Below are 24900 nucleotides of genomic sequence, written 5' to 3'. Positions count from 1 at the left end.
CTATGAGCAAGGCTCCTGTGTCGTTCTACAACCAGGCCTGGCGCTGGCACTTCTATGCCGGCCTGTTTGTCATTCCGTTCATGATCGTGCTGTCGCTGACCGGCATCATTTATCTGTTCAAACCGCAGCTCGACAACCTGATGTACGCCGACCTGTTGCAGGCCAACCCGATTGGCCAGGTGCTCAGCGCCGAGCAACAAATGGCGCGGGTTCAGGCGGCTTATCCACAGGCGGCGATCAGCCAATACCTGCCGCCGGTGGATGAGCGCCACAGCGCGCAATTCGTGGTCACCGAGGCAGGGCGCAAGCTCAACCTGTTTATCGACCCCTACAGCGGCATCGTGCTCGGCAGCCAGGATGCGCAGAACAACCTGCAAGCCCTGGCCCGTGCGCTGCACGGCGAGCTGCTGCTGGGCACCGTTGGCGATCGGTTAGTCGAATTAGCGGCCGGGTGGGGTGTGGTGCTGGTGGTGTCCGGCCTGTACCTGTGGTGGCCGCGTGGGCGTTGGGGTGCCGGTGTGTTGTGGCCGCGAATGGCCGCGCGCGGGCGCTTGTTCTGGCGCGACGTGCATGCGGTCACCGGCTTCTGGGGTTCGCTGCTGTTGCTGTTCATGCTGCTCACCGGCATGACCTGGACCGGTTTCTGGGGCAAAAGCTTTGCCGATGTGTGGAACCAGTTCCCGGCGGCGATGTGGAATGACGTGCCGAAATCCGGCGTCGAGACCCGCAGCCTGAACACGGCGGATTCGCAGACCGTCGCCTGGGCCGTGGAAAACACCCCGCTGCCAGCCTCCAAACCGCCAGCCGTCGACCCCCACGCTGCGCACAACGGCCACAGCATGGCCGACATGGCGCCCGCCACCACGGGGCAGATTCCTCTGCAGCAAGTGGTCGACATCGCCCAGGCCAACGGTGTGCAGCCGGGCTACAGCATCACCCTGCCGCAGGGCAACGAAGGCGTGTACACCATCGCCCTGTTTGCCGATGACCCACGCAACGACGCCACCCTGCATGTCGACCAATACAGCGGCCAGGTGCTGGCCGACGTGCGTTGGCAGCACTACAACCTGGTGGCCAAGGGCGTCGAAACCGGGGTGATGCTGCACGAAGGCAAACTGTTCGGCCTGGCCAACCAACTGCTGATGTTGGCGGTGTGCCTGCTGATTCTGCTTAGCTCGGTGAGTGGCCTGGTGATCTGGTGGAAACGTCGGCCGCAAGGGCAACTGGGCGTGCCGCCTCTGCGTCATGACCTGCCGCTGTGGAAAACGGCGGTGGTGATCATCATCGCGCTGGGCGTGGCGTTTCCGCTGGTGGGGATGTCGCTGGTGGTGATCGGGGTGCTGGATTGGCTGGTGGTTTCGCGGCGGGCCAGTTCCTCCGCCGTCACCAGCTAACGTGAGACCTGTAGGAGCGGCTTTAGCCGCGATGCTTTTAAGTTCACAAGCATCGCGGCTGAAGCCGCTCCTACGGGGCCGCAATCAGCCTTTAAACAACCGCGCATCCAGGCTGTTTTGCGCCAGGCGCTTGGCCTGGTCTTCGGTCATGCCTAGGTGCTCGTGCAGTGCCATGAAGTTCTCGGTCACGTAGCCACCGAAGTACGCCGGGTCATCCGAGTTCACCGTCACCTTCACGCCCTGCTCGAGCATGTCGAGGATGTTGTGCTGGCCCATGTGTTCGAACACGCAGAGCTTGGTGTTGGACAGCGGGCAGACGGTCAGCGGGATCTGCTCGTCGATGATGCGCTGCATCAACCGTGGGTCTTCACTGGCGCGCACGCCGTGGTCGATGCGGCTGATCTTGAGCAAGTCCAACGCTTCCCAGATGTACTCGGGCGGGCCCTCTTCGCCGGCATGCGCCACGGTGAGAAAACCCTCGCCACGGGCGCGGTCGAACACGCGCTGGAACTTGCTCGGCGGGTGGCCCATTTCCGAGCTGTCCAGGCCGACGGCAAAAAACGCATCGCGAAACGGCAGGGCCTGGTCGAGGGTTTTCTGTGCTTCGTCTTCCGACAGGTGGCGCAAGAAACTCAGAATCAACCCGCTGTTCACCCCCAACTGCTCGCGACCGTCTTTGAGCGCGGTGCTGATGCCGTTCAGCGCCACTTCAAAGGGGATGCCACGGTCGGTGTGGGTTTGCGGGTCGTAGAAGGGTTCGGTGTGGATCACGTTCTGCGCCTTGCAGCGCTGCAGGTAGGCCCAGGTCAGGTCGTAAAAATCCTGCTCGGTACGCAGCACGTCGGCGCCCTGGTAGTAGAGGTCGAGAAACTCCTGCAGGTTGTTGAACGCGTAGGCGCTGCGCAGCGCTTCGACATCGTTCCAGGGCAGGGCGATCTTGTTGCGCTCGGCCAGGGCGAACAGCAGCTCGGGCTCCAGCGAGCCTTCCAGGTGCAGGTGCAGTTCGGCCTTGGGCAAGGCATTGAGCCAGTCGTACATGGGTAAGCACCTTGTAAAAGAAATCTGCCGCGCAGTTTAGCTGACCAGCGAGACAGAATCTCCTGTAATCCCCTTGCTGCTTCCGGTTGGCAGTGAGGGCGCAGCCGCTTAAGCTGCTGCAACATTTTGTTGCCAAGGACTGCTACGGCCCATGCTTGCCCATTTCAAAGACGAAAAACTGCTGCTGATCGCGATTGCCGCAGTGGCCATTGCCTACCCGCTGGAGCATGCCTTGCTGCACTCCGGCCAGGGCGTTGCCCTGGTGGGCGCGCTGGCGTTGGTGGGGGCGATCATCTGCGCCTCGATGCGCGTTGCCCACCATGCTGAGCTGTTGGCGCACCGGGTGGGCGACCCCTACGGCACCATGATCCTGACCCTGGCTGCGGTGCTGGTGGAAGTGGTGGTGCTGGCCATCATGATGAGCAACGAAGCCTCGCCGACCCTGGTGCGCGACACCATTTATTCGGCGGTGATGCTCGACATCAACGGCATCCTCGGCCTGGCCGCGCTGATGGGCGGCATCAAGCATGGCGAGCAGCCCTACAACGACGACTCGGCGAAAAGCTACAGCGTGATGATCCTCACTGCCATGGGCATTTCCATGGTGGTGCCGGAGTTCGTGCCGGAGGGTTCGTGGAAGGCCTATTCGGCCTTTACCGTGGTCATGATGATCATGCTCTACGCCCTGTTCCTGCGCATGCAGGTGGGCCCGCACAGTTACTTTTTCAGCTACGCCTACCCGGAAAAACGCCGCGCCAATACCGAAGAAGAGCAGCACGACAGCAAAGCCTTTTCCATCGCCATGCTGGTACTGGGCGTGATCGTTATCGGCGCGTTGGCCGAGGTGATGTCGAAAGCGCTGGACCTGGGACTGGAAGGCACGGGGGCACCGCCAGTATTGGCTGCGTTGCTGGTGGCGGCGATTTCTGCTGCGCCGGAGATTCTCACCGCCCTGCGCGCGGCCATGGCCAACCGCATGCAATCGGTGGTCAACATCGCCCTGGGCGCGTCGCTGTCGACGGTGATTCTGACCGTGCCGGTGATGGAAGGCATTGCCCTGTACACCGGTCAACCGTTCCTGATGGCGATGACGCCGATTCAGTCGGTGATGGTGTTTATCACCCTGATCGTCGCCGCCATTAACCTCAATGACGGTGAGACCAATGCCATTGAAGGCATGACCCACTTCGCCTTGTTTGCGACGTTTTTGATGCTGACGTTTATTGGGCTGTAGATCGCTGCCCTCTCCCCAACCCTCTCCCGCATGCGGGAGAGGGGGCCGACCGAGTTAATGCGGCAAGCTCCGTTTGTCTCCCCTCGCCCGCTCACGGGGGAGAGGGCAAACACTTACCAGGCAATACTTTCGCCCTGGTAATCAATAAACCGATAGCCGCCTTTCCCCGCCTGCGCGTTGATCTGCGCCACCAGTCCTTTGCAGCTGGTCTCGATATCCAGCGGTGCACCTTCGCCGCCCATGTCGGTTTTCACCCAGCCCGGGTGCAGCGACAGCACGGTCAGGCTGCTGTCTTGCAGCTCGCAGACAAAACTGTTGGTCATCGAATTCAGTGCCGCCTTGCTGGCCTTGTACAGCGGCATGTTGTTGCCTTCGGGAATGGCCACGCTGCCCAGGATCGAGCTCATAAAGGCCAATACACCGCTGGGTTTTTTCACCTGATCGACCAGGCGCTGGGCCAGGCGAATCGGGGCGATGGCGTTGGTCATAAACAGCTGGCCGAGCTCTTCGACAGTGGCGTGCTCAACGGACTGATGGGCAGGGCCGGAGACGCCGGCGTTGATAAACAGCAGGTCGAAGGTCTGGCCTTCGAGGCGTTTTTGCAACGCGCCGACCTGGGCGCCGTCATTGATATCCAACTGTTCGATCTTCACCCCTGGCAGGGCCCGCAATGCGTCAACGCCGGCCTGGCTGCGAACGCTGGCGGTCACCTGCCAGCCATCGGCGTGCAGTTGCTGTACCAAGCCCAGCCCGAGGCCGCGCGAGGCGCCAATGATCAATGCGGATTTTGCCTGTGCCATGTGCGGCTCCTGTTTTTGAGGGAGAGGGGCACAGCATAGCGGGGGAATGGTGGGGCGACGGTAAAAAAGCTCGCGGCTAAAGCCCCTCCCACAAGAATCTTCGGTCCAGTGTCGGAGGGGCTTTAGCCGCGATGCTGTTGACCTTAAACCGCCTCTTGCTCGCGGATGTAGGCGTAGGTATCGGCAAACCGCGACAGCAAATACTCCACACTGGTGGTCGCTGGATACTTCGGCGGGTTCGCTGCGTCCGAGCACCCCGGCAAACAGCTGATTTGCGTATCCGGATGCGGCTCGGCGAAGAACGGCATGGAGTAGCGATCCACGCCCAACGGGCTAATCACCCGGTGCGGGGTGGACTTGTACCGGTCGTTGCTCCAGCGCGCCATCATGTCGCCGAGGTTGACCACAAAGCTGCCGGCAATCGGCGGCGCATCAATCCATTCGCCTTTGACGTTCTGCACCTGCAAGCCGCCGGCGTCGTCCTGGTACAGCAGGGTGATGCAGCCGTAGTCGGTGTGCGCGCCGGCGCCTTGCTGTTCGGCGCTGCTGGCAGTGTGGCGCGGCGGGTAGTGGATCATGCGCAGCACGCTGATCGGCTCGTTGAAGCGCGCATCGAAGAAGTCGCGTTCGATGCCCAGGGCAATGGTCATGGCGCGCAGCAGGGTTTTCGCCAGCTCCTGCATGTCGCTGTAGTGCTGTTCCATCAACGCTTCCCAACCCAGCTGCTCGGGGTGGCGGTTGGGGCCGCGCAGCGGTTTGCCGGCCAGCACTTCGGGGTGGTCGGCGGGCATATGAAAGCCCATGTCGAAGGTTTCTTTCAGGTCGCTCGGTTTGGTCGGATCGAGCTGCTCGGTGGCGATGCCGCCGTAGCCGCGATGGTGTTCGCTCTGGGTGATATCGATGCGCAGTTTTTCTGCTTCGCTGGCGGCGAAAAAGGTTTTCGCGGCCTGCAGCAGGGCGTCGATTCGTTCCGGGCTGATGGGGTGGCCCTTGATATAAAAAAAGCCCCACTCGCGGCATGCGGCGTCGATCTGCTTGGCAACTGCCAGCCAGCCGGCGTCGTCGTTTTGGTAAAGGGGGGCGATATCAATCAGGGGCAGGGAATTGGGCATGGTGGCTCCAAGAAGGTTGTTGCTTCAGGTCTTCTCGTACCCATAGCGAAGAGGCGGTTCTGCTGAGTGTTTCAGCAGGGACGGCACAGATAGCAGATGTAAAAAGGGGCACCGTTCGGGTGCCCCCAACTTGCGATAGTACTTACTTCGGCAGTTCAGCCTTAACGTTTTCTACGTAGTAGTTCATCGAAGCCAGTTCAGCTTCGGTGGCTACGACGCCAGCGGGAATTTTGACCGCGCCGGTCTGGTCTTTGATCGGGCCAGTGAACGGGTGAAAGGCGCCGGACTTGATGTCCGCAATGATCTTCTCGGCTTCGGTTTTCACGTCGGCCGGCACGATGTCGCTGATCGGCAATTTCACCGTGCCGTCAGCCAGACCACCCCAGTAGTCCTGAGGTTTCCAGGTGCCGTCGATAACCGCCTGGGTCGACTTGATGTAGTGCGGGCCCCAGTCGTTGACGATGGAGGTCAGCACCGCTTTCGGGCCGAAGTGGGCCATGTCGGAGGCGTAGCCCACCGAGTACACGCCACGGCGTTCGGCGGTCTGGATCGGCGCCGGGCTGTCGGTGTGCTGGAACACTACGTCCACACCCTGGTCGATCAGGGCGTTGGCGGCGTCCGACTCTTTGCCCGGATCGAACCAGGAGTTGACCCACACCACTTTCATTTCGGTGCCGGGGTTGTACTTGTCCAGAGCCAGCTGGATGGCGTTGATGTCGCGGATCACTTCCGGAATTGGGAACGAGGCGACGTAGCCGACTTTCTTGGTCTTGGTCATTTTCGCCGCGAGGAAACCACCGACATAACGACCTTCATAGGTGCGCGCCAGATAGGTGCCCATGTTCTTGTCCTGCTTGTAGCCAGTGGCGTGTTCGAAGATCACGCCAGGGAATTGCTTGGCCACTTTCAGGGTCGGGTTCATGTAACCGAACGAGGTGGTGTAGATCACTTTGTAGCCGTTCTTGGCCATGTTGCGGATCACGCGCTCGGCGTCGGCGCCTTCGGGGACGTTTTCCACGAAGCTGGTGTCGACCTTGTCGCCCAGGGCTGCCGCCATTTCCTTGCGGCCTTGCTCGTGCTGGTAGGTCCAGCCGTGGTCACCCACCGGGCCGATGTAGACGAAGCCGACTTTCAGCGGATCAGCGGCGAACGCGCCCAGCGTGGCGCTGAAACCGAGTGCGGCGATCAGGGTCCGCAGCAGGGGCTTTTTCAGATTGTTCTGCATAGCGAATGAAGCTCCAGTGGTGTGTGTCGTTGTTCTTTTGAGTTGCTGAAACCTGTGATTGCAAAAAATTGACCAACTGGACAATTAACCGATGCAGGCGCTTAAAACTGGGGCTGTGGTCTTTTCGTGTTTGGGGGCGAGGAGCGCTGATGGTGCATGGCTGAATCGGCGCGCTGTGATCTGGTGCAGGCCTCACCAGACTGCACAATCCCGTAGGAGCGGCTTCAGCCGCGATACGATTGTCGCCGAGACACCTTACTGAAGAGGCAACGGAATGCCCCAACCACACGCGCCTCACGGCACCCGTCTGCGATTCGGACGCCATTCCGAAACTGGCCGCATTTATCTGCTGACGGCGGTAGTGCATAGGCGCGATCCACTGTTTCGTGACGTTGCAGCTGGCCGCCTACTGGTGAATGAACTGCGAAAGCTTCATCAACAGGGCACAGTTGAATCACTGGCCTGGGTGGTGATGCCTGATCACTTGCATTGGTTGGTCAGTTTGCAAAATGGCTCGCTAGATACATTGATGCGTTTTCTGAAAGGTCGCAGCGGACGAGTCATTAACGCGCATCTACAACGCACAGGCGCGCTCTGGCAGCACGGTTATCACGATCGTGCGTTGCGCGGGGAGGACGATATAAAAGCGTTAGCGCGTTACGTGATTGCCAATCCTTTGCGTGCAGGGTTGGTCGACCGCATCGGTGATTACCCGTTGTGGGACGCTGTTTGGCTTTAGGCCCAATCGCGGCTGAAGCCGCTCCTACGAATCGCAAAGTCCCGTAGGAGCACCTTCTACCTCCCGCTCTTAATGCCCAGGCTGCCAAGGCTTGCCGAGGGACACCGGGGCAAACAGGCGGGTTTTGATCGCGTCGCGCGATAGCAGTACCAACACCAGAATGGTCGCCACATACGGCAGCATCGCCAGCAGGTTGGAGGGCACCGACAGGCCGACACCCTGGGCCACCAGGTGGATGATGCTGGCCAGGCCGAACAGATAGGCGCCGAGCAGAACACGGAACACTCGCCAGCTGGCGAACACCACCAGGGCCAGGGCGATCCAGCCGCGGCCGGCGGTCATGTTTTCTGCCCACATGGGGGTGTAGGCCAATGATAGGTAACCGCCCGCCAGCCCAGCCATTGCGCCGCCGAACATCACCGCCAGGGTGCGTACGCGCAGTACAGGCAGGCCCATGGCGCTGGCGGCGTCGGGGTTTTCGCCGACGGCCTGGATGATCAGGCCGATGCGGCTTTTCAGCAGCACCCAGGCGACCAGGGCGAAGAGCGCGAAGGACAGGTAGATCAGCGCATCCTGGGCAAACAGCATGCGCCCGATCAGCGGAATTTCACTCAGCAGCGGAATCGCCAGCGGTTCGAATCCGGTCAACGGTTTGCCCACCCAAGCGGCGCCAATGAAGGACGACAGGCCGACGCCAAAGATGGTCAGCGCCAAGCCGGTAGCCACCTGATTGGCGTTAAAGCCCAGGGCCACCGCAGCGAACAGCAAGGACAGCAGCATGCCGGCCGCTATCGCCAGCAACACGCCGAGCCACAGGCTGCCGGTGCTGAAGGCGACGATAAAACCGACCACGGCGCCGAACAGCATCATGCCTTCCTGGCCGAGGTTCAGAACCCCGCTTTTCTCACAGATCAATTCGCCCAGGGCCACCAGCAGCAACGGTGTGCCGGTGCGGGCCATGGCGAAGAGGATGTTGCTTAACAGGTCGAGATCCATCGGGTGTTGCTCCGCAAAATTATTGTTGGCAGCGAAAAGCGGCCCTCTCCCCCAGCCCCTCTCGCCTGCCCGGCCGGCCTAGCGGGCGAGGGGAGCCAAACCGCGTGAGGTCTGACCCCCTCTCCCCTTGGGGAGAGGGCGGGGGAGAGGGAGCGGTCTTCAGACGAGCGCCTCTTTCACCACCAAGCGCTTCTTCCAAACCGCCTTCACCCGCGGCCGATACAAAATCAGCACGTCACACGCCAGCAGGAAAAACAGCATCATCCCCTGGAACAACTGGGTGATCGCCTGGGGCAAATTCAGGTTCAACTGCGCGTTCTCACCACCGATGTACAGCAACGCCATCAGCAAGCTGGCGAAGACGATGCCGAGTGGATTGAGGCGCCCGAGAAAGGCCACGGTGATCGCCGCGTAGCCATAGCCTGGCGACACCTGTGGCACCAGTTGGCCAATCGGCCCCGCTACTTCGCTGACCCCGGCCAAACCCGCCAGGGCGCCGCTGACCAGCAGGGCAAACCACACCAGGCTCTTCTCGCGAAAGCCGACAAAGCCGGCGGCGCGACGGTCGAGGCCGAGCACTTTGATCTGAAAACCGAGAAAACTTTTCTGCAGCAATACCCAGATCGCCACCAGGGCCAGCAGGGCGAAATAGATGCCGCTGTGCATCCGCCCCTCTTCGCTCAGTAGTGGCAAGCGGGCCATGTCGCCGAACATTGCGGATTGCGGAAAGTTGTAGCCTTCCGGGTCTTTCAGCGGGCCGTGGACGAAGTACAGCAGGAGGTTCAGGGCGATGTAGTTGAGCATGATGCTGGTGAGGATTTCGTTGGCGTTGAACTGCGTGCGCAGCCAGGCCGTCAGGCCGCCCCAGGCAGCGCCGGCGAAGGTCCCGGCCGCCAGCACCCAGACCAGCGCCCAGCGGCTTTCCCAGTCGATGATATTCACCGCCACGGCACTGCCGGCCAGGGCGCCGAGCAGCAGCTGACCTTCAGCGCCGATGTTCCAGATACGCGCCTGGTAGGCCACCGCCAGGCCCAGGGCGCAGAGCAGAATCGGCAGGGCTTTGACCAACAACTCCGACACCCCGTACCAGTCGCTGATTGGTGCAATCAGCAGAGTGTGCAGAGTTTTTACCGGGGACAGGCCCAGCACTAAAAACAGCAACGAGCCGCACACCAGTGTCAGCACGGCGGCCAGCAATGGCGACAGCCAGAGCATGGCGCGTGATTGCTGGCCGCGCGGTTCCAGGGATAACAACATGGGGGTGCTCCGTCAGCTCAAGGTGGCAGCGCTGCTGGCGCTGGAACCGGTGGAAAGGTGAGGCGCTTCATGCGCGAATTGGCCGGCCATCCAGCGCCCGACATCCGCCGGCGTGGTGCTGGCGGTGGCGGCCAGGGGCGACAGGCTGCCGCTGGACAAGGCGCCGATGCGGTCGCTGATCTGGAACAGTTCGTCGAGGTCTTCGCTGATCACCAGAATCGCTGCGCCGGCATCGCGCAGGGCAATCAGGGCGCGGTGAATGGCAGCGGCGGCGCCGACGTCCACGCCCCAGGTCGGGTGCGCGGCCACCAGCAGTTTCGGCTGCTGCATGATTTCCCGGCCGAGGATAAATTTCTGCAAATTGCCGCCAGACAAGCTGCGCGCCGCTGCCTCGGCGTTCGGGGTTTTCACCGCAAAACGTTTGATGATTTCGTCGGCGAAGGCTAGCACCTTGGCGCGTTGGATCAGGCCCTTGCTCAGCAGGCCTTGCTGGAAGGCGGTGAGCAGGGCGTTGTCGGCGAGCGACATATCCGGCACCGCGCCATGGCCTAAGCGCTCGGCCGGCACAAAGGCCAGGCCGCGCGAGCGTCGAGCGTCGGGATACAGGTTGGCGATGGGGTGATCGTCGAGGCTGATACGTTCACGCTCGCCACGGGGCAAACGCACTTCACCGCTGAGCAGGGCCAGCAGTTCGTCCTGACCGTTGCCGGCAACCCCGGCGATGCCGACAATTTCACCGCTGCGCACTTCAAGGCGCAGGTTGCTCAGCGAGGTGCCGAACGGGTCGATGTTGTGCCAGTTGAGGTCGTCGACCCGCAGGCGTACGCGGCCGCCGCTGACTTTCGGATAGCTGCTTTCCAGCCCTTCGGCATCACCGACCATCAGCTTGGCCAGCTCCAGGTCCGAGCACTCGGCCGGCACGCAGTGGCCAGACACCCGCCCACCGCGCAGCACCGTGGCGCTCTGGCACAGCGCGCGCACTTCGCCGAGCTTGTGGCTGATAAACAGAATGCTGCAGCCCTCGGCCGCCAGGCGGCGCAGGGTGGCGAACAGCTCGTCGGCCTCTTGTGGAGTGAGCACCGAAGTGGGTTCGTCGAGGATCAGCAGCTTGATGTCCTGCATCAGGCAGCGAACGATCTCCACCCGCTGACGCTCGCCAATCGACAGGCTGTGCACCAGGCGTTGCGGCTCCAGGGCCATGCCGTAGCGCTGCGACACTTCGCGAATTTTCGGCTCAAGCTGCTTCGGCGTACCGGCCTCACTGCCCATGGCCAGGGCAATGTTCTCGGCCACGGTGAGGGTTTCGAACAGGGAGAAATGCTGGAACACCATGCCGATACCCAAGCTGCGGGCCATGGCCGGGTCGCGCATTTTCAGCGCTTCGCCCTGCCAGACCAGGCTGCCGCTGTCGGGCTGGGTGACGCCGTAGATGATCTTCATCAAGGTGCTTTTGCCCGCACCGTTTTCCCCCAGCAAGGCGTGGATTTCCCCCGCCTCGATGCTGAGGTCAATACGGTCGTTGGCCAGGCAGCCGGGGTAGCGCTTGGTGATGCCTTGCAACAGCAAGCGCGGAACAGGAGGGGAACTGGACATGATCACTGACTCAGAAAAAGACTACTGAGGCAGGCATAAGCAAAAACTTGGCCAGTGGGTCAGAAAGCGCTGGTAGAGGGGGTGATTAATTTTTGTGGGTGGGGAAGGGCACCAGGGTGGTGCGCAAGCTTTGGTTGTTGGGCGAGGTTGGAGGCGGTGTTTGCTTCGTCGCGGCTGAAGCCCCTCCCACAAGAAATGAGGTCTGCTTTTGTGGGAGGGGCTTTAGCCGCGATGCTCTTCTTGCAGGCGCTGCAAAACGATGCGCCCACGGCTGATATCGGCCAGCAGCTTGTGCAATTCGGCAAACCGCGCTTCCGGAATGGCGATCTGCACTTGCGCCCCTTCGCCGTCGTACTGCTCGCTTTCCAGCAACGCCTCCAGCTCAGGCAAGCGCGTTTTGAGCAGGGGCAATTCGGCGAATTGGCAATGGCACGCACAGCTCACCCGGCTGACCAATTCCACCCGCTCGCCGGTCTGCAAACACTTGCTCGCCCCGCCGCCATAGGCCCTTGCCAATCCACCGGTGCCGAGCTGAATGCCGCCGTACCAGCGGATCACCAGCACCACCACCTGATCGCAGTCCTGGCCTTCGATGGCCGCCAGAATCGGCCGGCCAGCGGTGCCGCCCGGTTCGCCATCGTCGCTGAAGCGGTACTGCTGGCCGACTTTCCAGGCCCAGCAGTTGTGGGTGGCGGCCAGGTCGCTGTGCTGTTCGATAAAGGCCATCGCCTCGGCCGCGCTGGTAACGGGCGCAGCCAAGGTGAGGAAACGGCTCTTCTTGATGTCCTCGCGAAACTCGCAAGGTTGGCTCAGGGTGAACGACATCAGGCGCTTGGCGGCGTCAGCCCGCACCCTTTGAGGATGATGTGGATAAGGGTGTCGCTGGCCACTGCGAAGTCTTCTTTGGCCAGCTTTTTACGCCCGGTGAGGCGGCATACCTGCTGGTTGAAGTCGGCGTAATGCTGGGTGCTGCTCCACAGCAGAATGATCAGGTGGATGGGGTCCACCGGGTCGATCTTGCCGGCAGCGATCCAGGCTTCGAACACCTCGGCGCGGCCGCGGAACCAGGTCAGGTAGTCCTGGTTGAAGTACTCGGTCAGGCACTCGCCGCCACCGATCACTTCCATGGCGAAGATCTTCGAGGCCAGCGGCTGACGCCGCGAGAACTCCATCTTGGCGCGAATGTAAGCAGCTAACGCCACCGCCGGGTCGTCTTCGGCGGTGAGGTTGTTGAAGGTGCTGTCCCACAGTTCGAGGATGTTGCTCAGCACCGCCAGGTACAGCCCCAGCTTGTTGCTGAAGTAGTAGTGCAGGTTGGCCTTGGGCAGGCCGACGGTCTGGGCGATGGTATTCATGCTGGTGCCTTTGAAACCGTGGCGAGCGAACTCTTCCTCGGCGGCAGCCAGAATCGCTTCTTCGTTTTTCTGGCGAATACGCCCGGCCGGTTTGCCGGTGTTTTTGGCGGTGTGCGCGGGGACTTCGAAGTTCATAACTACAACCGAACCATTGAGTGGGGGGAGCCTGTGCACAGATAACCCAGGCGGCATGCCGCTTACAAGCGCATGGCGCAGAAAAAGCAGTAGATGTCGTAGGAAGTGTTGGTAGTGCACCGTCGTTGTGCGCGATTACGCGGGCTGTGCGCGCTTTTGTGGCCATCGCGGCGGCCAACAACTGTCCTGTTGGTCAACAAAGGCCGCTGCCATCGGCTTTCGCCGAGATTGGCACAGCCTCTGCAAAGACCTGTTCCGAGTAGAAGCGGTTAGCGTCGAGGCAGTTCATTCGACGTAGGACATTGCTCTTGCGGCCACCCGGTCGCACACCCGGTATTCGGGTGCTTGATCCTGGCAGTTGCCCGGACGAGAGAGAGGTCAGCCATGAGCCGTTTTTCAGCTTCCATCATGACGCTTCACGCCACAGGCCCGGTCCTGCTGGTTTCTCGTTGCCGTGTGTTTGCCGTTTCCTGCAGCCCTTCCGGTTTCCCTCGCAGCCCTGTGCGCCGTGCACAGAGCGCGGCTTTTCTATGTGCCCTCCGTTAGAGAGAACTTCGCCATGAAGAACATTGCCTTGAAAGCGTGCATCGTCTTGGGTTCCACCGCTTCTATCCTGTTGAGCCTGAGTGCACAGGCCAACGACAAAATCGTTCTGCTCACCTCCTGGTACGCCCAGGCCGAGCAGGGTGGTTTCTACCAGGCCAAGGCCAAAGGCATTTACGCGGCCAACGGCCTGGACGTGGAAATCCGCATGGGCGGCCCGCAGGTCAACGGCATGCAACTGCTCCTGAACAAGCAGGCCGACGTGATCATCAACTACGACCTGCAAGTGCTCGCCAGCGTGCAGCAGGGCTTGCCGGTGGTGGCCATCGGCGCGCCCTTCCAGGGCGACCCGCAGGGCATGCTCACCCACGACGACGTCACCGCACTGGATGGCCTCAAGGACAAGAAAATCCTCGTCTCCACCTCCGGACAAACCACCTGGTGGCCGTGGCTGAAAGGCAAATACGGCTTCACCGATGCCCAGGCCCGTCCTTACACCTTCAACCTGCAACCGTTCTTCGCCGATCCCGACACCGCGCAACAGGGCTACCCGACCTCGGAGCTGTTCCAGGCGCAAAAGGCCGGCGAGAAAGCCAACTTCTTCCTGTTCGCCGACGCCGGCTACCCACCCTACGGCTCCACGCTGGTTACCCGCCAGGACGTGATCGCCGACCGCCCCGAAGTGCTGCAGCGCTTTGTCAAAGCCAGCATGGAGGGCTGGAAAAGCTACCTGGCTGAACCCGCTGCCGCCAACGAGCTGATCAAGCAGGACAACCCGAGCATGAACGACGAGTTGCTCGCCTGGGGCGTGGCCAAGCTCAAGGAATACCACTTGGTGGAAGGTGGCGATGCGCAGACCCAGGGCATCGGCACCATGACCGACGCGCGCTGGCAGGCCACCCGCGACTTTATGGTGAAAGCCAACCTGTTGAGCGCGGGCACCGACTGGAAAAAAGCCTACGACACCCGTTTTGTGCGTGAGCTGAAAGTGCTGCCTGCCGCCGCTGAAGTGGCCGCTCAGTAAACAGAGTTGCTAGCCCCGCCGTAGAGCGAGGGCGTTAAAAGATCGATGAGGAATTCGCCATGCTTGTGACCCAACAACCTGTACTGCGCCGCTTCTGGTATGCCCTGATGCCCGTGAGCATGCTCGCCGACGGCCCGAAACCCTTCACCCTGCTGAGCGAGCGTCTGGTGTTGTTTATGGGCAAGGAAGGCCCGGTGGCCCTGGCCGACCGCTGCTGCCACCGCACCGCGCAATTGTCCAAAGGCTGGGTCGATGACGGCGTTATCGTCTGCGGCTACCACGGCTGGCGCTACGACCAGAGCGGCGCCTGCGTGTGCATTCCGCAGCAGGCCGACAACGCACCGATTCCTGCTGGCGCACGCACCGACGCCTACCACTGCCAGGAAAAATACGGCTATGTCTGGGTGTGCCTGGGCGAGCCGTTGCAGCCGATTCCGCACTTCGATGAAGAAGGTCAGCCGCAGTACCGGCGCATCTTCCAGTTCTACGAGGAGTGGCAAACCAGCCCGCTGCGGTTTATGGAGAACTCCTTCGATAACTCGCACTTCAGCTTCGTGCACAAGGCCAACTTCGGCATGCTCAGCCAGCCCAAGCCGTCCAAATATTTGCTCGAGCAAAACGAGTGGGGTTTCGAGGCCGAGACCATCGTGCCGATCAACAACCCAGCGGCCGGGCACCGGGTTACCGGCACCGACGCGCCGACCACCACCCGCCACCTGTTCAACCGCTGGCACCTGCCGTTCGTGCGCCGCTTTGGTTGCACCTACCCGGACAGCGGCCTGCACCACATCATCTACAACTGCGCCACGCCCATTGATGACAAGCGCATTCAGCTGGTGCAGTGGCTGTACCGCAATGACAGCGAAGAGGCTTGCAGCACTGAAGAGCTGATTGCCTGGGATGCGCCGATCACCCTCGAAGACAAAGAGATTCTCGAAGCCACCGACTACGACGCCTGCGTCGATACGCGGCGGCGTGTGGAGTTTCATATGGAGTCGGACAAGCCCGGGTTGATCATGCGCAAGATGCTCTTCGAGCTGCTGCAAAAGCACGGCGAAGAGGAGCAATTCCGTCCTGCCGGTGTGCCGCTATGAACGCCGCCCTCAATCTGCCGGTGAGCGAAGAGCCGCCGGTGCTGTTGGCCAACCAGGTGGAGAAAACCTACGGCAACGGCACCCATGCGCTGCAGAAAATGAAACTGGAAATCGGCCGTGGCGAGTTTGTCTCACTGCTCGGCCCGTCCGGTTGTGGCAAGAGCACGCTGCTGAAAATGTTTGCCGGTTTGGAGCAACCGTCGGCGGGCCATGTGCGCTGGTGGGGCAAGGGAGAGATCGGTGCCGATGTCGCCCAGCAGAAACTGGCCATGGTGTTTCAGGAGGCCACTCTGATGCCCTGGGCCAAGGTCGCCGACAACGTGCGGTTGCCGTTGGACCTGATGCGCATCGACCGCGCCGACAGTGCGCCACGGGTGCAGGCGGCGTTGGAGTTGGTGGGGCTGGGCAAGTTCGGTGGTGTGTACCCCCGTGAGCTGTCCGGCGGCATGCAGATGCGCGCCTCCATTGCTCGCGCCTTGGCCACCGAGCCCAACCTGCTACTGATGGATGAACCCTTTGGTGCGCTGGATGAATTCACCCGCAATCGCCTGGACAGCGACCTGCGCGAACTCTGGGCGCGGCGCGACCTGACCGTGGTGTTCGTGACCCACAGCATTTACGAGGCGGTGTTTTTATCCTCGCGGGTGGTGGTGATGGGCGCGCGGCCGGGGCGGGTGATTGCCGATGTGAAGATCGAAGGGCCGGCTGAACGCGACGAGGCGTTTCGCATGTCGGCCGGGTTTATTGAGCAATGTGCGCGACTGTCGGCGTTGTTGGTGGAAGCGAATGGGGAGGGGCATTGATGAGCGAGATATTCGTCTGCCCCGACCCTCTCCCCCGGCCCCTCTGGGGAGACAAGCCGCAATCTGCCCCCTCGCCCGCTTGCGGGAGAGGGCTGGGGAGAGGGCTGCTTTTAATCACTGCCAACACGGGAGAAACCCAATGAGCAAACAACCCTGGCTCTCCAACCCACGTGTGCAAAACATCCTCGCCCCCGTGCTGGTCGGCGCCGTCCTGCTCGGCCTCTGGCAACTCATCTGCGTCGCCATGAAGGTGCCGGTCTACCTGGTCCCCAGTCCCGCCGATATCGGCCGCACGCTGATCAGCGACGGCCCGATGCTGCTTGGCGCGCTGTGGGTAACGCTGAAAATTACCTTCCTGTCCTTCGCCCTCGCCGTGGTGCTCGGGGTGCTGGCGGCGTTCCTCTTTGTGCAGAGCCGCATCATCGAGGCCAGCCTGTTTCCCTACGCCATTCTGTTGCAGGTGACGCCGGTGGTAGCCATCGCGCCGCTGATCATTATCTGGTGCAGCAACGCCACCCTGGCGCTGGTGATCTGCGCCACGCTGGTGGCGATTTTCCCGGTGATTTCCAACACCGTGCTGGGCCTGCGTAGCGTCAATCCGGGGCTGCTCAACCTGTTCCGTCTGAACCGCGCGAGCCGCTGGCAAACGCTGGTGCGCTTGCGTATTCCAAGTGCGCTGCCGTACTTCTTTGGCGGGCTGCGCATTGCCAGTGGCCTGGCGTTGATTGGTGCGGTGGTGGCGGAGTTTGTCGCCGGCACGGGCGGCACCGGCGCGGGTTTGGCGTATCAGATTTTGCAGGCCGGCTTTCAGTTGAATATCCCGCGCCTGTTTGCCGCCTTGGTGCTGATTGCCCTGACTGGCGTGCTGCTGTTCAGCCTGATGGCGGCGCTGGCCCGCTATAGCCTTGGGCATTGGCATGAGAGTGAGCAGGGCTAAGAACAACAGCTCGCGACTGAAGCCCCTCCCACAGAGACATACGTTCCCTTGTGGGAGGGGCTTCAGCCGCGATGATCGAAGATTTCGGAGTGAACACCATGACTGCCAACACCACCTGGCTGATCCGCAACGCCAGTGCCATTCTCACCGGCAAACGCGGTGCTGAGGCCCGCCATGCCGGCCCGGATATCCGTATTGTCGATGGCCGCATCACCGCCATCGGCCACCTCGAACCGCAACCCGGCGAGGCGCAGATCGATGCCCGCGATTGCGTGGTTTACCCGGCCTGGATCAACACCCATCACCACCTGTTCCAGTCCCTGCTCAAGGGCGAACCCGAGGGCCTGAACCAGACTCTCACGCCTTGGCTGGCCGCCACCCCGTACCGTTTTCGCGGTGCCTTCGACGAGCACAGTTTCCGTCTCGCGGTGCGCATCGGCCTGCTCGAACTGCTGCGCTCTGGTTGCGCTACGGTGGCCGACCACCACTACCTGTATTACCCCGGCATGCCGTTCGACAGCGCGGCGATTCTGTTCGAGGAAGCCGAGGCCCTGGGGCTGCGCTTTGTTCTTTGCCGCGGCGGCGGCACACAGACGCGGCAGTTGGAAGCCGATCTGCCGCAAGCCCTGCGCCCGGAAAAACTCGATGCCTACCTGGCCGACGTCGAGCGCCTGACCGCCCTGTACCACGACCCGGCTAGTGATGCGTTTCGGCGCATCGTCATGGCGCCGACCACTACCTTGCATTCCACCACCCCGGCGGAGCTGCGCGAGACTGCTCAGGCCGCGCGCAAGCTGGGCCTGCGCCTGCACAGTCATCTCTCCGAGACGGTGGATTATCTGGACGCCGCCAAAGCCAAATTCGGCATGACCCCGGTGCAGTTCTGCGCCGAGCAGGACTGGCTCGGCCCGGATGTCTGGTTTGCGCATCTGGTGAAACTGCTGCCGGAAGAAATCCAGTTGCTTGGCCAGACCGGCACCGGCATCGCCCACTGCCCGCAAAGCAATGGTCGCCTCGGCAGCGGCATCGCCAACCTGCCGGAACTGGAAGCCGCCGGTGTGCCGATCTCCATTGGTGTGGATGGCGCCGCCTCCAACGAGGCCGCTGACATGCTCTCGGAAACCCACGCCGCCTGGCTGTTGCAGCGGGCGCGCAAGGGCGAGCTGGCGCAGCCAAAATATGCCGGCGGCCAGTTCGAAGGCGGCGCCGATGCCGCCAGTATCGAAGACGTGGTGCGTTGGGGTACGGCCGGTGGCGCCCAGGTGCTGGGCCTGAATGATCTGGGCACGGTGGAGGTCGGCAAGGCCGCCGATATCGCCATCTACCGCCTCGACGACCCGCGCTATTTCGGCCTGCACGACATGGCCATCGGCCCGGTTGCCAGCGGCGGTCGCGCCAGCTTGCGCGCCTTGCTGGTGGGTGGCCGTCGGGTGGTCGCCGATGACCAGATTCCGGGTCTGGACCTGATGGAGTTGGGGCGTCAGGCCAGCGCCGCGGTGCTCGATCTGCAACGCCGTGCCGGGGTGCGCCGATGAGCTGGGTGGACATGAAAACCCGCGGCCTGCGCGAAGAGGCCGAAGGCATTCTTGCCGTCGAACTGTGCATGGCCGACTCCACGCCGCTGCCGTTCAGTTGGCAGCCGGGCGCACATGTCGATGTGCAAATGGGCAGCGGTGTGGTGCGCCAGTATTCGTTGACCAACCTGGCCGACGAAGGCTGTCTGCGCCTGGCGATCAAACACGCCGATGACTCGCGCGGCGGTTCGCGTTGGCTGCACCAGCAGCTGCGTGTCGGTGATCGCCTGAAGGTCAGTGCGCCGCGCAATCTGTTTCCGCTGCAGCCGGGCACCGGGCCGGTGCTTTTGGTGGCGGCCGGCATTGGCGTGACGCCGTTGCTGGCCATGTACCGTCAATGCCGCGCCGAGCAGCGGCCGGTGCAGTTGCTGTACTTCGCGCGCAGCCCGGCGCATAGCGCGTTTATCGAACAGCTGCGGCATGACCCGGCGGTGCGCCTGATCAGCGGATTGGCTGCGGCTGAGGTGGGCGCCTATCTCGATCAGCACTTGCCTGCCTGGCAAACCGACAGCCAGCTCTACACCTGTGGCCCGGATGGCTTTATGGCCAGCGTGCAGCAGCTGGCGGGTGAGCGGGGTTGGCCTTCGAGTGCACTGTTTCAAGAGCACTTTCAGGCGCCGCTGGTGAGCGACTCGCAGGAAGCGGAGTTGGTGCTGGCGCGCAGTGGCAAGCGCGTGACGGTGCTGGCCGGCGAGACATTGGTCGCGGCGGCAGAGCGGGTCGGCATCAGCATTCCGACGTCGTGCGGTATGGGGATGTGTGGGGCCTGTATGACCGCCGTGGTCAGTGGCGAGATCGAGCACCGGGATCAGTATCTGTCCGATGCCGAACGGGCCAGTGGGCAGTGGATCATGCCCTGTGTGTCGGGGTGTGCTGGGGGGCGGTTGGAGCTGGATTTTTAAGCCGAGGTTTGCAGGGATCGCGGCTGAAGCCGCTCCTACGAGATCGCACAATCCGTAGGAGCGGCTTCAGCCGCGATGGTGTTTACTCGGTCACACCTTCTGCCACAACCTGCGTGCTCTTCTCTTCCGGCAACACCAGATTAAGAATGATGGCGGTCAACCCACCACTGGTGATCGCCGAATCAAACAGGTTCTGCACCAGCTTGGGCATCAGGTGCAGCAGGGTCGGCTGCGAAGCAATGCCCAGGCCCACACCAAACGACGCCGCGATGATCAGCATGCTGCGACGGTCCAGCGGGCTTTGCGCCAGAATGCGCACACCCGCCGCCGCCACGCTGCCAAACATCACCAGGGTAGCGCCGCCCAGAACCGGTTTCGGAATCTGTTGCAGCACCGCGCCAAGCAGCGGGAACAGGCCCAGGGCAAACAGCACCACGCCGATGTACAGGCCGACGTAACGACTGGCCACGCCGGTCATCTGGATCACGCCGTTGTTCTGCGCAAAGGTGGTGTTGGGGAAGGCGCTGAAGGTGGCGGCGATCAGGCAACTGACGCCATCACCGAGCACACCGCCTTTGAGGCCCGCGAGGTAACTCGGGCCTTCGATCGGTTGGCGCGAGAGCATGCTGTTGGCGGTCAGGTCACCGACAGTTTCGATGGTGCTGATCACGTAGATCAGGGCCACCGGAATGAATGCGGTCCAGTCGAAGGCGAAGCCGAATTTGAACGGAATCGGCAGGCTGATCAGCGGCAGGTCCGGCAGCGGTTGGGGCACCAGCTTGCCGCTGAACCAGGCGGCGATGCTGCCCACGGCCAGGCCGATGATGATCGCCGACAAGCGCACCCATGGGCGGCTGGAGCGGTTCAAACCGATGATGGTCAGCAGCACCAGTGCGCCGAGGCCGAGGTTGCCAGGGGCGCCGAAGTCCGGGGCGTTGAAGCCACCGCCCAGATCCGTGACGCCGACCTTGATCAGGCTGACACCGATCAGGGTGATGACGATGCCGGTCACCAGCGGGGTGATCACCCGGCGCAGTTGGCCGAGCATGCGGCTGAGGATGATCTGCACAAAGGCGCCGAAAAAGCACACGCCGAAAATCATCGCCAGAATGTCTTCCGGGCTACCGCCGCGGCTCTTTACCAGAAAGCCTGCCGACAGCACCGCGCCGAGAAAGGCGAAGCTGGTGCCTTGCAGGCAGATCATGCCGGCGCCGATGCCGAACGGGCGGCGTGCCTGAATAAAGGTACCGACGCCAGACACCATCAAGGCCATGCTGATCAGGTACGGCAGGTGGGCACCCAGGCCCAGTACCGAGCCGATCACCAGCGGCGGGGTGATGATGCCGACGAAGCTGGCCAGCATATGTTGCAACGCGGCAAAGAACGCCGGGACGGGCGCGGGGCGGTCTTCCAGACCGTAGATCAGGTCGGTGTTGCTGTCGGATTCGGGGTGCATGTCACGGTCTCAGCAAGGGTGTTTTGTTGGCCACGGTGGTCAACCGCAGCTACAGAATTCTGTGTGCTAAAAAATGCCCGTTGCGCGAGGTGCGCCAACGGGCAAAGAAGGAGTTATTCGTGAAGCGGGCACCTGCACCAACATGCAGGTGCCGTTGCTGCTTACAAGTGCACTTTTACGATGGCGTTGATCGCGCTCTGGGTGGTGCCGCGCAGAATGTCGTCGCCCAGGAAGCTGTCGTTGTCGATGGCGTACTTGTTCTTCCAGTAGTCGTATTCCACACCCACGTAGACGTGTTTGACGCCGGTCCAGCCCATGGCTTTGCCCAGGTCATATTTGATCTGTGGGTTGAAGTGCAGGTTGGCGTGCAGGTCGTTCGGGCGGCTGCTGGTGGCGTCTTTGTTGTTCCACACCCAGTCCATGTAGCCGTCGATGAGGATGTCGGAGTTGCCAACCGGAATGGTGTAGGACCACACCGGCGTGACTTGCCACTGGCCGGACGGGTTCTTGGTGATGCCGTCGGGTTTGCGGTAGTAGAAGTTCAGCTGGAAGTAGTCGAAGCCTGGCAATGCCAGGTCGAAGCCTGGGCCGAGCAGGTAGTTCTGGTTACGGTTTTCGCCACGCTCATAGGTGCCGGCCAGCAGCACGTCCTTGATCGGGCCGAACTCCAGCTTCTGGTCGAAGATCTTGCCGAACGACAGACGTGGGGCGAATTCGCCGTAGTAGGTGTTTTTGCCGGCGTTGGAGTCTTCGGTGCCGTTGTAGTTGATCTGGTCGAAGAACACGAACAGGTCGCCGAAGGTCCAGCCGCTCGCGTGTTCGAACGACAGGGTTTGCTGAATGGCGGGGTTGACCTTGAAATCACGGCCGTACAGGTAGGTGGCGCTGTTGTCTTGCCACAGCAGCGGGCCGTCTGCTTGAGCGGTAGTAGCGGCCAGTGCCAGGCCGCTAGCAAGCAGCAGGGTAGAGACTTTGTTCATGTGTGCTCCCAGGAAGGCATCGATCTCAGATTGGGGAAACGACGGTGCGCGTTACGCTTCCTACAACCTGTTTCTGTTTTAGTTTTCCTGGCCACTTGGTCAGGTGCACTCGTCTTTGCAAGTTTCTGTCCAAGTGATCAGATTCGCCGAAAAAATCTTCGCGGAAATTGTGCGCAATCCACGAAAGCCTTGTCTCGGCGGGTGCATACAGTCGCCGCAAGAACGGTGGCGGGCAAGCCTTGGGGATGACCGGTTGGTCGTAAACGCGGGCGCTGCATCGTCGTGGCGCCGTTGTGCACCGAAGCAGGGCGGGCTTAGGTGGTGGCCGCCAGTGCTTCCAGAAAACTTTCCAGCACCAAGTGCGGGCGCCGACCTTTGCGGGTGACCGAGGCCAGGCTGAGGTCATAAAAGCGTGTGCTGGGCTTGAGCGCGCGCAGGCGGCCCTGCTGCACCCAGAAGCTGGCGTAGTGGTCCGGCAGGTAGCCGATATAGCGGCCGGTGAGAATCAGGAAGGCCATGCCTTCACGGTCGGAGGCGCTGGCGGTGGCTTTCAGCACCTGGTACTGGGCCTGTATGTCTGGCGGCAGGCGGAAGGTCGGGGCGATGGCGTCCTGCACATTCAGGCGCTCATCGCTGAGCTGGTCGTCGGCGGCATAAAACAGCGGGTGGCCGACCGCGCAGTACAGCAAGGAGCGTTCGTCATACAGCGGCTGGTATTCCAGGCCAGAGAGGGTGGTGGCCTGGGGAACCACGCCGACATGCAGACGACCATCGAGCACGCCTTGCTCGACTTCGCTGGGCGGCGTCATGCGAATTTGAATGTGCACGTCCGGGCCGCGCTCTTTCAATTGCGCCAGGGCGTTGGTGATGCGCATGTGCGGCAGGGTCACCAGGTTGTCGGTGAGGCCGATGTTCAATTCGCCGCGCAAGTGCTGGTGCAGGCCGTTGACCTCGGTGCGGAAGCTTTCCAGCGCGCTCAATAGTTGCAGCGACGACTGATACACCTCGCGACCCTCCTCGGTCAGGGCAAAGCCCGCGCGGCCGCGTTGGCATAGGCGCAGGCCCAGGCGCTGTTCGAGATCGCTCATCTGCTGGCTGATCGCCGAACGACCGATGCCCAGCACACTTTCCGCTGCGGAAAAGCCGCCGCATTCGACCACGCTGCGGAAGATCCGCAGCAGGCGGATATCAAAGTCACTGACTTGCGCGAGAGGGTCGGGGCGACGGGTGCTCATAGTTTAGTAAAAGCCAATCTGAAAATTAGAAGAATCGGGTTTTTCAGACTTTATGCCCATGGCACCTTTGCTCGCAACAAAAGCTTTGTACCCAGACGACAACAACGATCCTTGCGAGGCCCTTGAATGAACATGCCGCACACTGCACAGCCGTCCTTGGCCAGCCAGCTCAAGCTGGACGCGCACTGGATGCCGTTTACCGCCAACCGCAGCTTCCAGCGTGACCCACGGTTTATCGTGTCGGCCGAAGGCAGCTGGCTGGTGGACGACCAGGGCCGCAAGATCTACGACAGCCTGTCGGGTCTGTGGACCTGCGGTGCCGGTCACTCGCGCAAGGAAATCGCCGAAGCGGTCGGTAAACAATTGGGCACCCTGGATTACTCCCCAGGCTTCCAGCACGGCCACGCGCTGTCGTTCAAGCTGGCCGAAGAAATGGTCGACCTGATGCCTGGCGATCTGAAGCACGTGTTCTTCACCGGTTCGGGCTCTGAAAGCGCCGACACCTCGGTGAAAATGGCCAAGGCCTACTGGCGCCTGAAAGGCCAGGCGAGCAAAACCAAATTCATCGGCCGTGCCCGTGGTTACCACGGTGTGAACATTGCCGGCACCAGCCTGGGTGGCATTGGCGGCAACCGTAAAATGTACGGCCAGCTGATGGACGTCGATCACCTGCCGCACACCCTGCAACCGGGCCTGGCCTTCACCGAAGGCGCGGCACAAACCGGCGGCGTGGAACTGGCCAACGAACTGCTGAAACTGATCGAGTTGCACGACGCCTCGAACATCGCCGCGGTGATTGTCGAGCCGATGTCCGGTTCTGCTGGCGTGATCGTGCCGCCGGTTGGTTACCTGCAACGTCTGCGTGAAATCTGCACCCAGCACAACATCCTGCTGATCTTCGACGAAGTGATCACCGCCTTCGGCCGTATGGGCAAATGGACCGGTGCCGAATACTTCGGCGTGACCCCGGACATCATGAACGTGGCCAAGCAGATCACTAACGGTGCCGTTCCACTGGGCGCCGTGATCGCCAGCCGCGAGATCTATCAGACCTTCATGAACCAGCCATCGCCTGAGCACATGGTCGAGTTCACCCACGGCTACACCTACTCGGCGCATCCGGTTGCCTGCGCGGCTGGCCTGGCGTCGCTGGAAATCCTCAAGCGCGAAAACCTGATCCAGCAATCCGCTGAACTGGCACCGCACTTCGCCAAGCTGCTGCACGGCGTCAAAGGCGCCAAGCACATCGTCGACATCCGCAACTGCGGCCTGGCCGGCGCGATTCAACTGGCGCCGCGTGATGGCGACCCGGTGATCCGTCCGTACGAGGCCGGTATCAAACTGTGGAAAGCCGGTTTCTACGTGCGCTTTGGTGGCGACACCCTGCAGTTCGGGCCAACCTTCAATGCCAAGGTCGAAGACCTGGATCGCGTCTTCTCCGCCGTGGGCGATGCCCTCAACAGCGTGGACTAAA

General features: G+C 62.0%; 22 protein-coding genes. 10 read left to right on the top strand and 12 right to left on the bottom strand.

Going from position 1 to position 24900, the window contains the following annotated elements:
- Nucleotides 1-2: 2 nt before the first annotated feature.
- Nucleotides 3-1394 (top strand): PepSY domain-containing protein, encoded by a 1392-nt coding sequence (locus tag C8K61_RS23495; RefSeq protein WP_108098750.1) that lies wholly within the window; start codon nt 3-5, stop codon nt 1392-1394.
- A gap of 84 nt (nt 1395-1478) precedes the next feature.
- Here the strand turns inward: C8K61_RS23495 and C8K61_RS23490 are convergent, their stop codons facing one another.
- Complete coding sequence (locus C8K61_RS23490) at nt 1479-2432, bottom strand: adenosine deaminase (RefSeq protein WP_108098748.1); 954 nt, start codon at nt 2430-2432, stop codon at nt 1479-1481.
- Between the two features lie 151 nt (nt 2433-2583).
- Here C8K61_RS23490 and C8K61_RS23485 point away from each other — a divergent pair, with 151 nt between their 5' ends.
- Nucleotides 2584-3666, top strand: coding sequence for a calcium:proton antiporter (locus tag C8K61_RS23485; RefSeq protein WP_108098746.1), 1083 nt, complete (start codon nt 2584-2586; stop codon nt 3664-3666).
- Between the two features lie 113 nt (nt 3667-3779).
- Here the strand turns inward: C8K61_RS23485 and C8K61_RS23480 are convergent, their stop codons facing one another.
- The 3 genes from C8K61_RS23480 to C8K61_RS23470 form a co-directional block, all read right to left on the bottom strand.
- Nucleotides 3780-4466, bottom strand: coding sequence for an SDR family oxidoreductase (locus C8K61_RS23480; protein WP_108098744.1), 687 nt, complete (start codon nt 4464-4466; stop codon nt 3780-3782).
- 143 nt (nt 4467-4609) lie between these two features.
- Nucleotides 4610-5578, bottom strand: a complete 969-nt coding sequence (locus tag C8K61_RS23475) for a 2-oxoglutarate and iron-dependent oxygenase domain-containing protein (protein ID WP_108098742.1) — start codon at nt 5576-5578, stop codon at nt 4610-4612.
- 142 nt (nt 5579-5720) lie between these two features.
- Nucleotides 5721-6803 carry a BMP family ABC transporter substrate-binding protein gene (locus C8K61_RS23470; RefSeq protein WP_108098740.1) on the bottom strand — a complete coding sequence of 361 codons (1083 nt, stop codon included), beginning with the start codon at nt 6801-6803 and terminating at the stop codon, nt 5721-5723.
- Nucleotides 6804-7077: 274 nt separating this feature from the next.
- On the opposite strand from C8K61_RS23470, the gene C8K61_RS23465 reads away from it, so the two are divergent.
- Complete coding sequence (locus tag C8K61_RS23465) at nt 7078-7542, top strand: transposase (protein ID WP_108098738.1); 465 nt, start codon at nt 7078-7080, stop codon at nt 7540-7542.
- 69 nt (nt 7543-7611) lie between these two features.
- On the opposite strand, the gene C8K61_RS23460 is transcribed toward C8K61_RS23465, so the two are convergent.
- The 5 genes from C8K61_RS23460 to C8K61_RS23440 all read right to left on the bottom strand — a co-directional run bounded on the left by C8K61_RS23460 (nt 7612) and on the right by C8K61_RS23440 (nt 12878).
- Nucleotides 7612-8538 (bottom strand): ABC transporter permease, encoded by a 927-nt coding sequence (locus tag C8K61_RS23460; RefSeq protein WP_108098736.1) that lies wholly within the window; start codon nt 8536-8538, stop codon nt 7612-7614.
- Nucleotides 8539-8697: 159 nt separating this feature from the next.
- Nucleotides 8698-9795 (bottom strand): ABC transporter permease, encoded by a 1098-nt coding sequence (locus C8K61_RS23455; RefSeq protein WP_108098734.1) that lies wholly within the window; start codon nt 9793-9795, stop codon nt 8698-8700.
- Nucleotides 9796-9807: 12 nt separating this feature from the next.
- A complete protein-coding gene (locus C8K61_RS23450) occupies nt 9808-11388 on the bottom strand; it encodes an ABC transporter ATP-binding protein (protein WP_108098732.1) in 1581 nt (526 codons plus the stop codon).
- Between the two features lie 222 nt (nt 11389-11610).
- Nucleotides 11611-12213: a YigZ family protein gene (locus C8K61_RS23445; RefSeq protein ID WP_108098922.1), complete on the bottom strand. Its 603-nt coding sequence runs from the start codon at nt 12211-12213 to the stop codon at nt 11611-11613.
- Nucleotides 12213-12878 (bottom strand): TetR/AcrR family transcriptional regulator, encoded by a 666-nt coding sequence (locus C8K61_RS23440; protein ID WP_108098730.1) that lies wholly within the window; start codon nt 12876-12878, stop codon nt 12213-12215. The genes C8K61_RS23445 and C8K61_RS23440 overlap by 1 nt, the downstream gene beginning before the upstream one ends.
- 559 nt (nt 12879-13437) lie before the next feature.
- Here C8K61_RS23440 and C8K61_RS23435 point away from each other — a divergent pair.
- The 6 genes from C8K61_RS23435 to C8K61_RS23410 all read left to right on the top strand — a co-directional run bounded on the left by C8K61_RS23435 (nt 13438) and on the right by C8K61_RS23410 (nt 19755).
- Nucleotides 13438-14445, top strand: a complete 1008-nt coding sequence (locus tag C8K61_RS23435) for an ABC transporter substrate-binding protein (RefSeq protein ID WP_108098728.1) — start codon at nt 13438-13440, stop codon at nt 14443-14445.
- 59 nt (nt 14446-14504) lie between these two features.
- Nucleotides 14505-15539 carry an aromatic ring-hydroxylating dioxygenase subunit alpha gene (locus C8K61_RS23430; protein ID WP_108098727.1) on the top strand — a complete coding sequence of 345 codons (1035 nt, stop codon included), beginning with the start codon at nt 14505-14507 and terminating at the stop codon, nt 15537-15539.
- Nucleotides 15536-16342, top strand: a complete 807-nt coding sequence (locus C8K61_RS23425) for an ABC transporter ATP-binding protein (RefSeq protein WP_108098726.1) — start codon at nt 15536-15538, stop codon at nt 16340-16342. The genes C8K61_RS23430 and C8K61_RS23425 overlap by 4 nt, the downstream gene beginning before the upstream one ends.
- Before the next feature lie 244 nt (nt 16343-16586).
- A complete protein-coding gene (locus C8K61_RS23420; RefSeq protein ID WP_371920023.1) occupies nt 16587-17279 on the top strand; it encodes an ABC transporter permease in 693 nt (230 codons plus the stop codon).
- A gap of 98 nt (nt 17280-17377) precedes the next feature.
- Nucleotides 17378-18814: an amidohydrolase family protein gene (locus tag C8K61_RS23415; RefSeq protein ID WP_108098920.1), complete on the top strand. Its 1437-nt coding sequence runs from the start codon at nt 17378-17380 to the stop codon at nt 18812-18814.
- Nucleotides 18811-19755, top strand: coding sequence for a PDR/VanB family oxidoreductase (locus C8K61_RS23410; RefSeq protein WP_108098722.1), 945 nt, complete (start codon nt 18811-18813; stop codon nt 19753-19755). Before C8K61_RS23415 ends, C8K61_RS23410 begins: the two co-directional genes overlap by 4 nt.
- An 82-nt stretch (nt 19756-19837) precedes the next feature.
- On the opposite strand, the gene C8K61_RS23405 is transcribed toward C8K61_RS23410, so the two are convergent.
- The 3 genes from C8K61_RS23405 to C8K61_RS23395 all read right to left on the bottom strand — a co-directional run bounded on the left by C8K61_RS23405 (nt 19838) and on the right by C8K61_RS23395 (nt 23426).
- The gene (locus C8K61_RS23405; RefSeq protein WP_108098720.1) at nt 19838-21211 is read right to left on the bottom strand and encodes a uracil-xanthine permease family protein; all 1374 of its coding nucleotides are present in this window, start codon (nt 21209-21211) and stop codon (nt 19838-19840) included.
- A 161-nt stretch (nt 21212-21372) separates the two neighbouring features.
- The gene (locus C8K61_RS23400) at nt 21373-22191 is read right to left on the bottom strand and encodes an outer membrane protein OmpK (RefSeq protein ID WP_108098718.1); all 819 of its coding nucleotides are present in this window, start codon (nt 22189-22191) and stop codon (nt 21373-21375) included.
- A gap of 314 nt (nt 22192-22505) precedes the next feature.
- On the bottom strand, nt 22506-23426 hold the full coding sequence (locus C8K61_RS23395) for a LysR family transcriptional regulator (RefSeq protein WP_108098716.1): 921 nt from the start codon (nt 23424-23426) through the stop codon (nt 22506-22508).
- Between the two features lie 126 nt (nt 23427-23552).
- Between C8K61_RS23395 and C8K61_RS23390 the strand changes: the two genes are divergently transcribed.
- Nucleotides 23553-24899, top strand: a complete 1347-nt coding sequence (locus C8K61_RS23390) for an aspartate aminotransferase family protein (RefSeq protein WP_108098714.1) — start codon at nt 23553-23555, stop codon at nt 24897-24899.
- Nucleotide 24900 lies beyond the last annotated feature (1 nt).

This window comes from Pseudomonas sp. GV071, assembly GCF_003050835.1.
Lineage (GTDB): Bacteria > Pseudomonadota > Gammaproteobacteria > Pseudomonadales > Pseudomonadaceae > Aquipseudomonas.
Note: the sequence above shows the minus strand (reverse complement) of the source record. Positions and strands in the feature narration are given on the sequence as shown.

Bases quoted from the DNA above. Each gene is read 5' to 3' on its own strand.
- C8K61_RS23405 (WP_108098720.1), bottom strand. From the start codon at position 21,211: ATGCACCCCGAATCCGACAGCAACACCGACCTGATCTACGGTCTGGAA.
- C8K61_RS23420 (WP_371920023.1), top strand. From the start codon at position 16,587: ATGAAGGTGCCGGTCTACCTGGTCCCCAGTCCCGCCGATATCGGCCGC.
- C8K61_RS23415 (WP_108098920.1), top strand. From the start codon at position 17,378: ATGACTGCCAACACCACCTGGCTGATCCGCAACGCCAGTGCCATTCTC.
- C8K61_RS23435 (WP_108098728.1), top strand. From the start codon at position 13,438: ATGAAGAACATTGCCTTGAAAGCGTGCATCGTCTTGGGTTCCACCGCT.
- C8K61_RS23410 (WP_108098722.1), top strand. From the start codon at position 18,811: ATGAGCTGGGTGGACATGAAAACCCGCGGCCTGCGCGAAGAGGCCGAA.
- C8K61_RS23450 (WP_108098732.1), bottom strand. From the start codon at position 11,388: ATGTCCAGTTCCCCTCCTGTTCCGCGCTTGCTGTTGCAAGGCATCACC.
- C8K61_RS23465 (WP_108098738.1), top strand. From the start codon at position 7,078: ATGCCCCAACCACACGCGCCTCACGGCACCCGTCTGCGATTCGGACGC.
- C8K61_RS23440 (WP_108098730.1), bottom strand. From the start codon at position 12,878: ATGAACTTCGAAGTCCCCGCGCACACCGCCAAAAACACCGGCAAACCG.
- C8K61_RS23480 (WP_108098744.1), bottom strand. From the start codon at position 4,466: ATGGCACAGGCAAAATCCGCATTGATCATTGGCGCCTCGCGCGGCCTC.
- C8K61_RS23425 (WP_108098726.1), top strand. From the start codon at position 15,536: ATGAACGCCGCCCTCAATCTGCCGGTGAGCGAAGAGCCGCCGGTGCTG.
- C8K61_RS23430 (WP_108098727.1), top strand. From the start codon at position 14,505: ATGCTTGTGACCCAACAACCTGTACTGCGCCGCTTCTGGTATGCCCTG.
- C8K61_RS23475 (WP_108098742.1), bottom strand. From the start codon at position 5,578: ATGCCCAATTCCCTGCCCCTGATTGATATCGCCCCCCTTTACCAAAAC.
- C8K61_RS23395 (WP_108098716.1), bottom strand. From the start codon at position 23,426: ATGAGCACCCGTCGCCCCGACCCTCTCGCGCAAGTCAGTGACTTTGAT.
- C8K61_RS23495 (WP_108098750.1), top strand. From the start codon at position 3: ATGAGCAAGGCTCCTGTGTCGTTCTACAACCAGGCCTGGCGCTGGCAC.
- C8K61_RS23400 (WP_108098718.1), bottom strand. From the start codon at position 22,191: ATGAACAAAGTCTCTACCCTGCTGCTTGCTAGCGGCCTGGCACTGGCC.
- C8K61_RS23445 (WP_108098922.1), bottom strand. From the start codon at position 12,213: ATGTCGTTCACCCTGAGCCAACCTTGCGAGTTTCGCGAGGACATCAAG.
- C8K61_RS23490 (WP_108098748.1), bottom strand. From the start codon at position 2,432: ATGTACGACTGGCTCAATGCCTTGCCCAAGGCCGAACTGCACCTGCAC.
- C8K61_RS23460 (WP_108098736.1), bottom strand. From the start codon at position 8,538: ATGGATCTCGACCTGTTAAGCAACATCCTCTTCGCCATGGCCCGCACC.
- C8K61_RS23485 (WP_108098746.1), top strand. From the start codon at position 2,584: ATGCTTGCCCATTTCAAAGACGAAAAACTGCTGCTGATCGCGATTGCC.
- C8K61_RS23390 (WP_108098714.1), top strand. From the start codon at position 23,553: ATGAACATGCCGCACACTGCACAGCCGTCCTTGGCCAGCCAGCTCAAG.
- C8K61_RS23470 (WP_108098740.1), bottom strand. From the start codon at position 6,803: ATGCAGAACAATCTGAAAAAGCCCCTGCTGCGGACCCTGATCGCCGCA.
- C8K61_RS23455 (WP_108098734.1), bottom strand. From the start codon at position 9,795: ATGTTGTTATCCCTGGAACCGCGCGGCCAGCAATCACGCGCCATGCTC.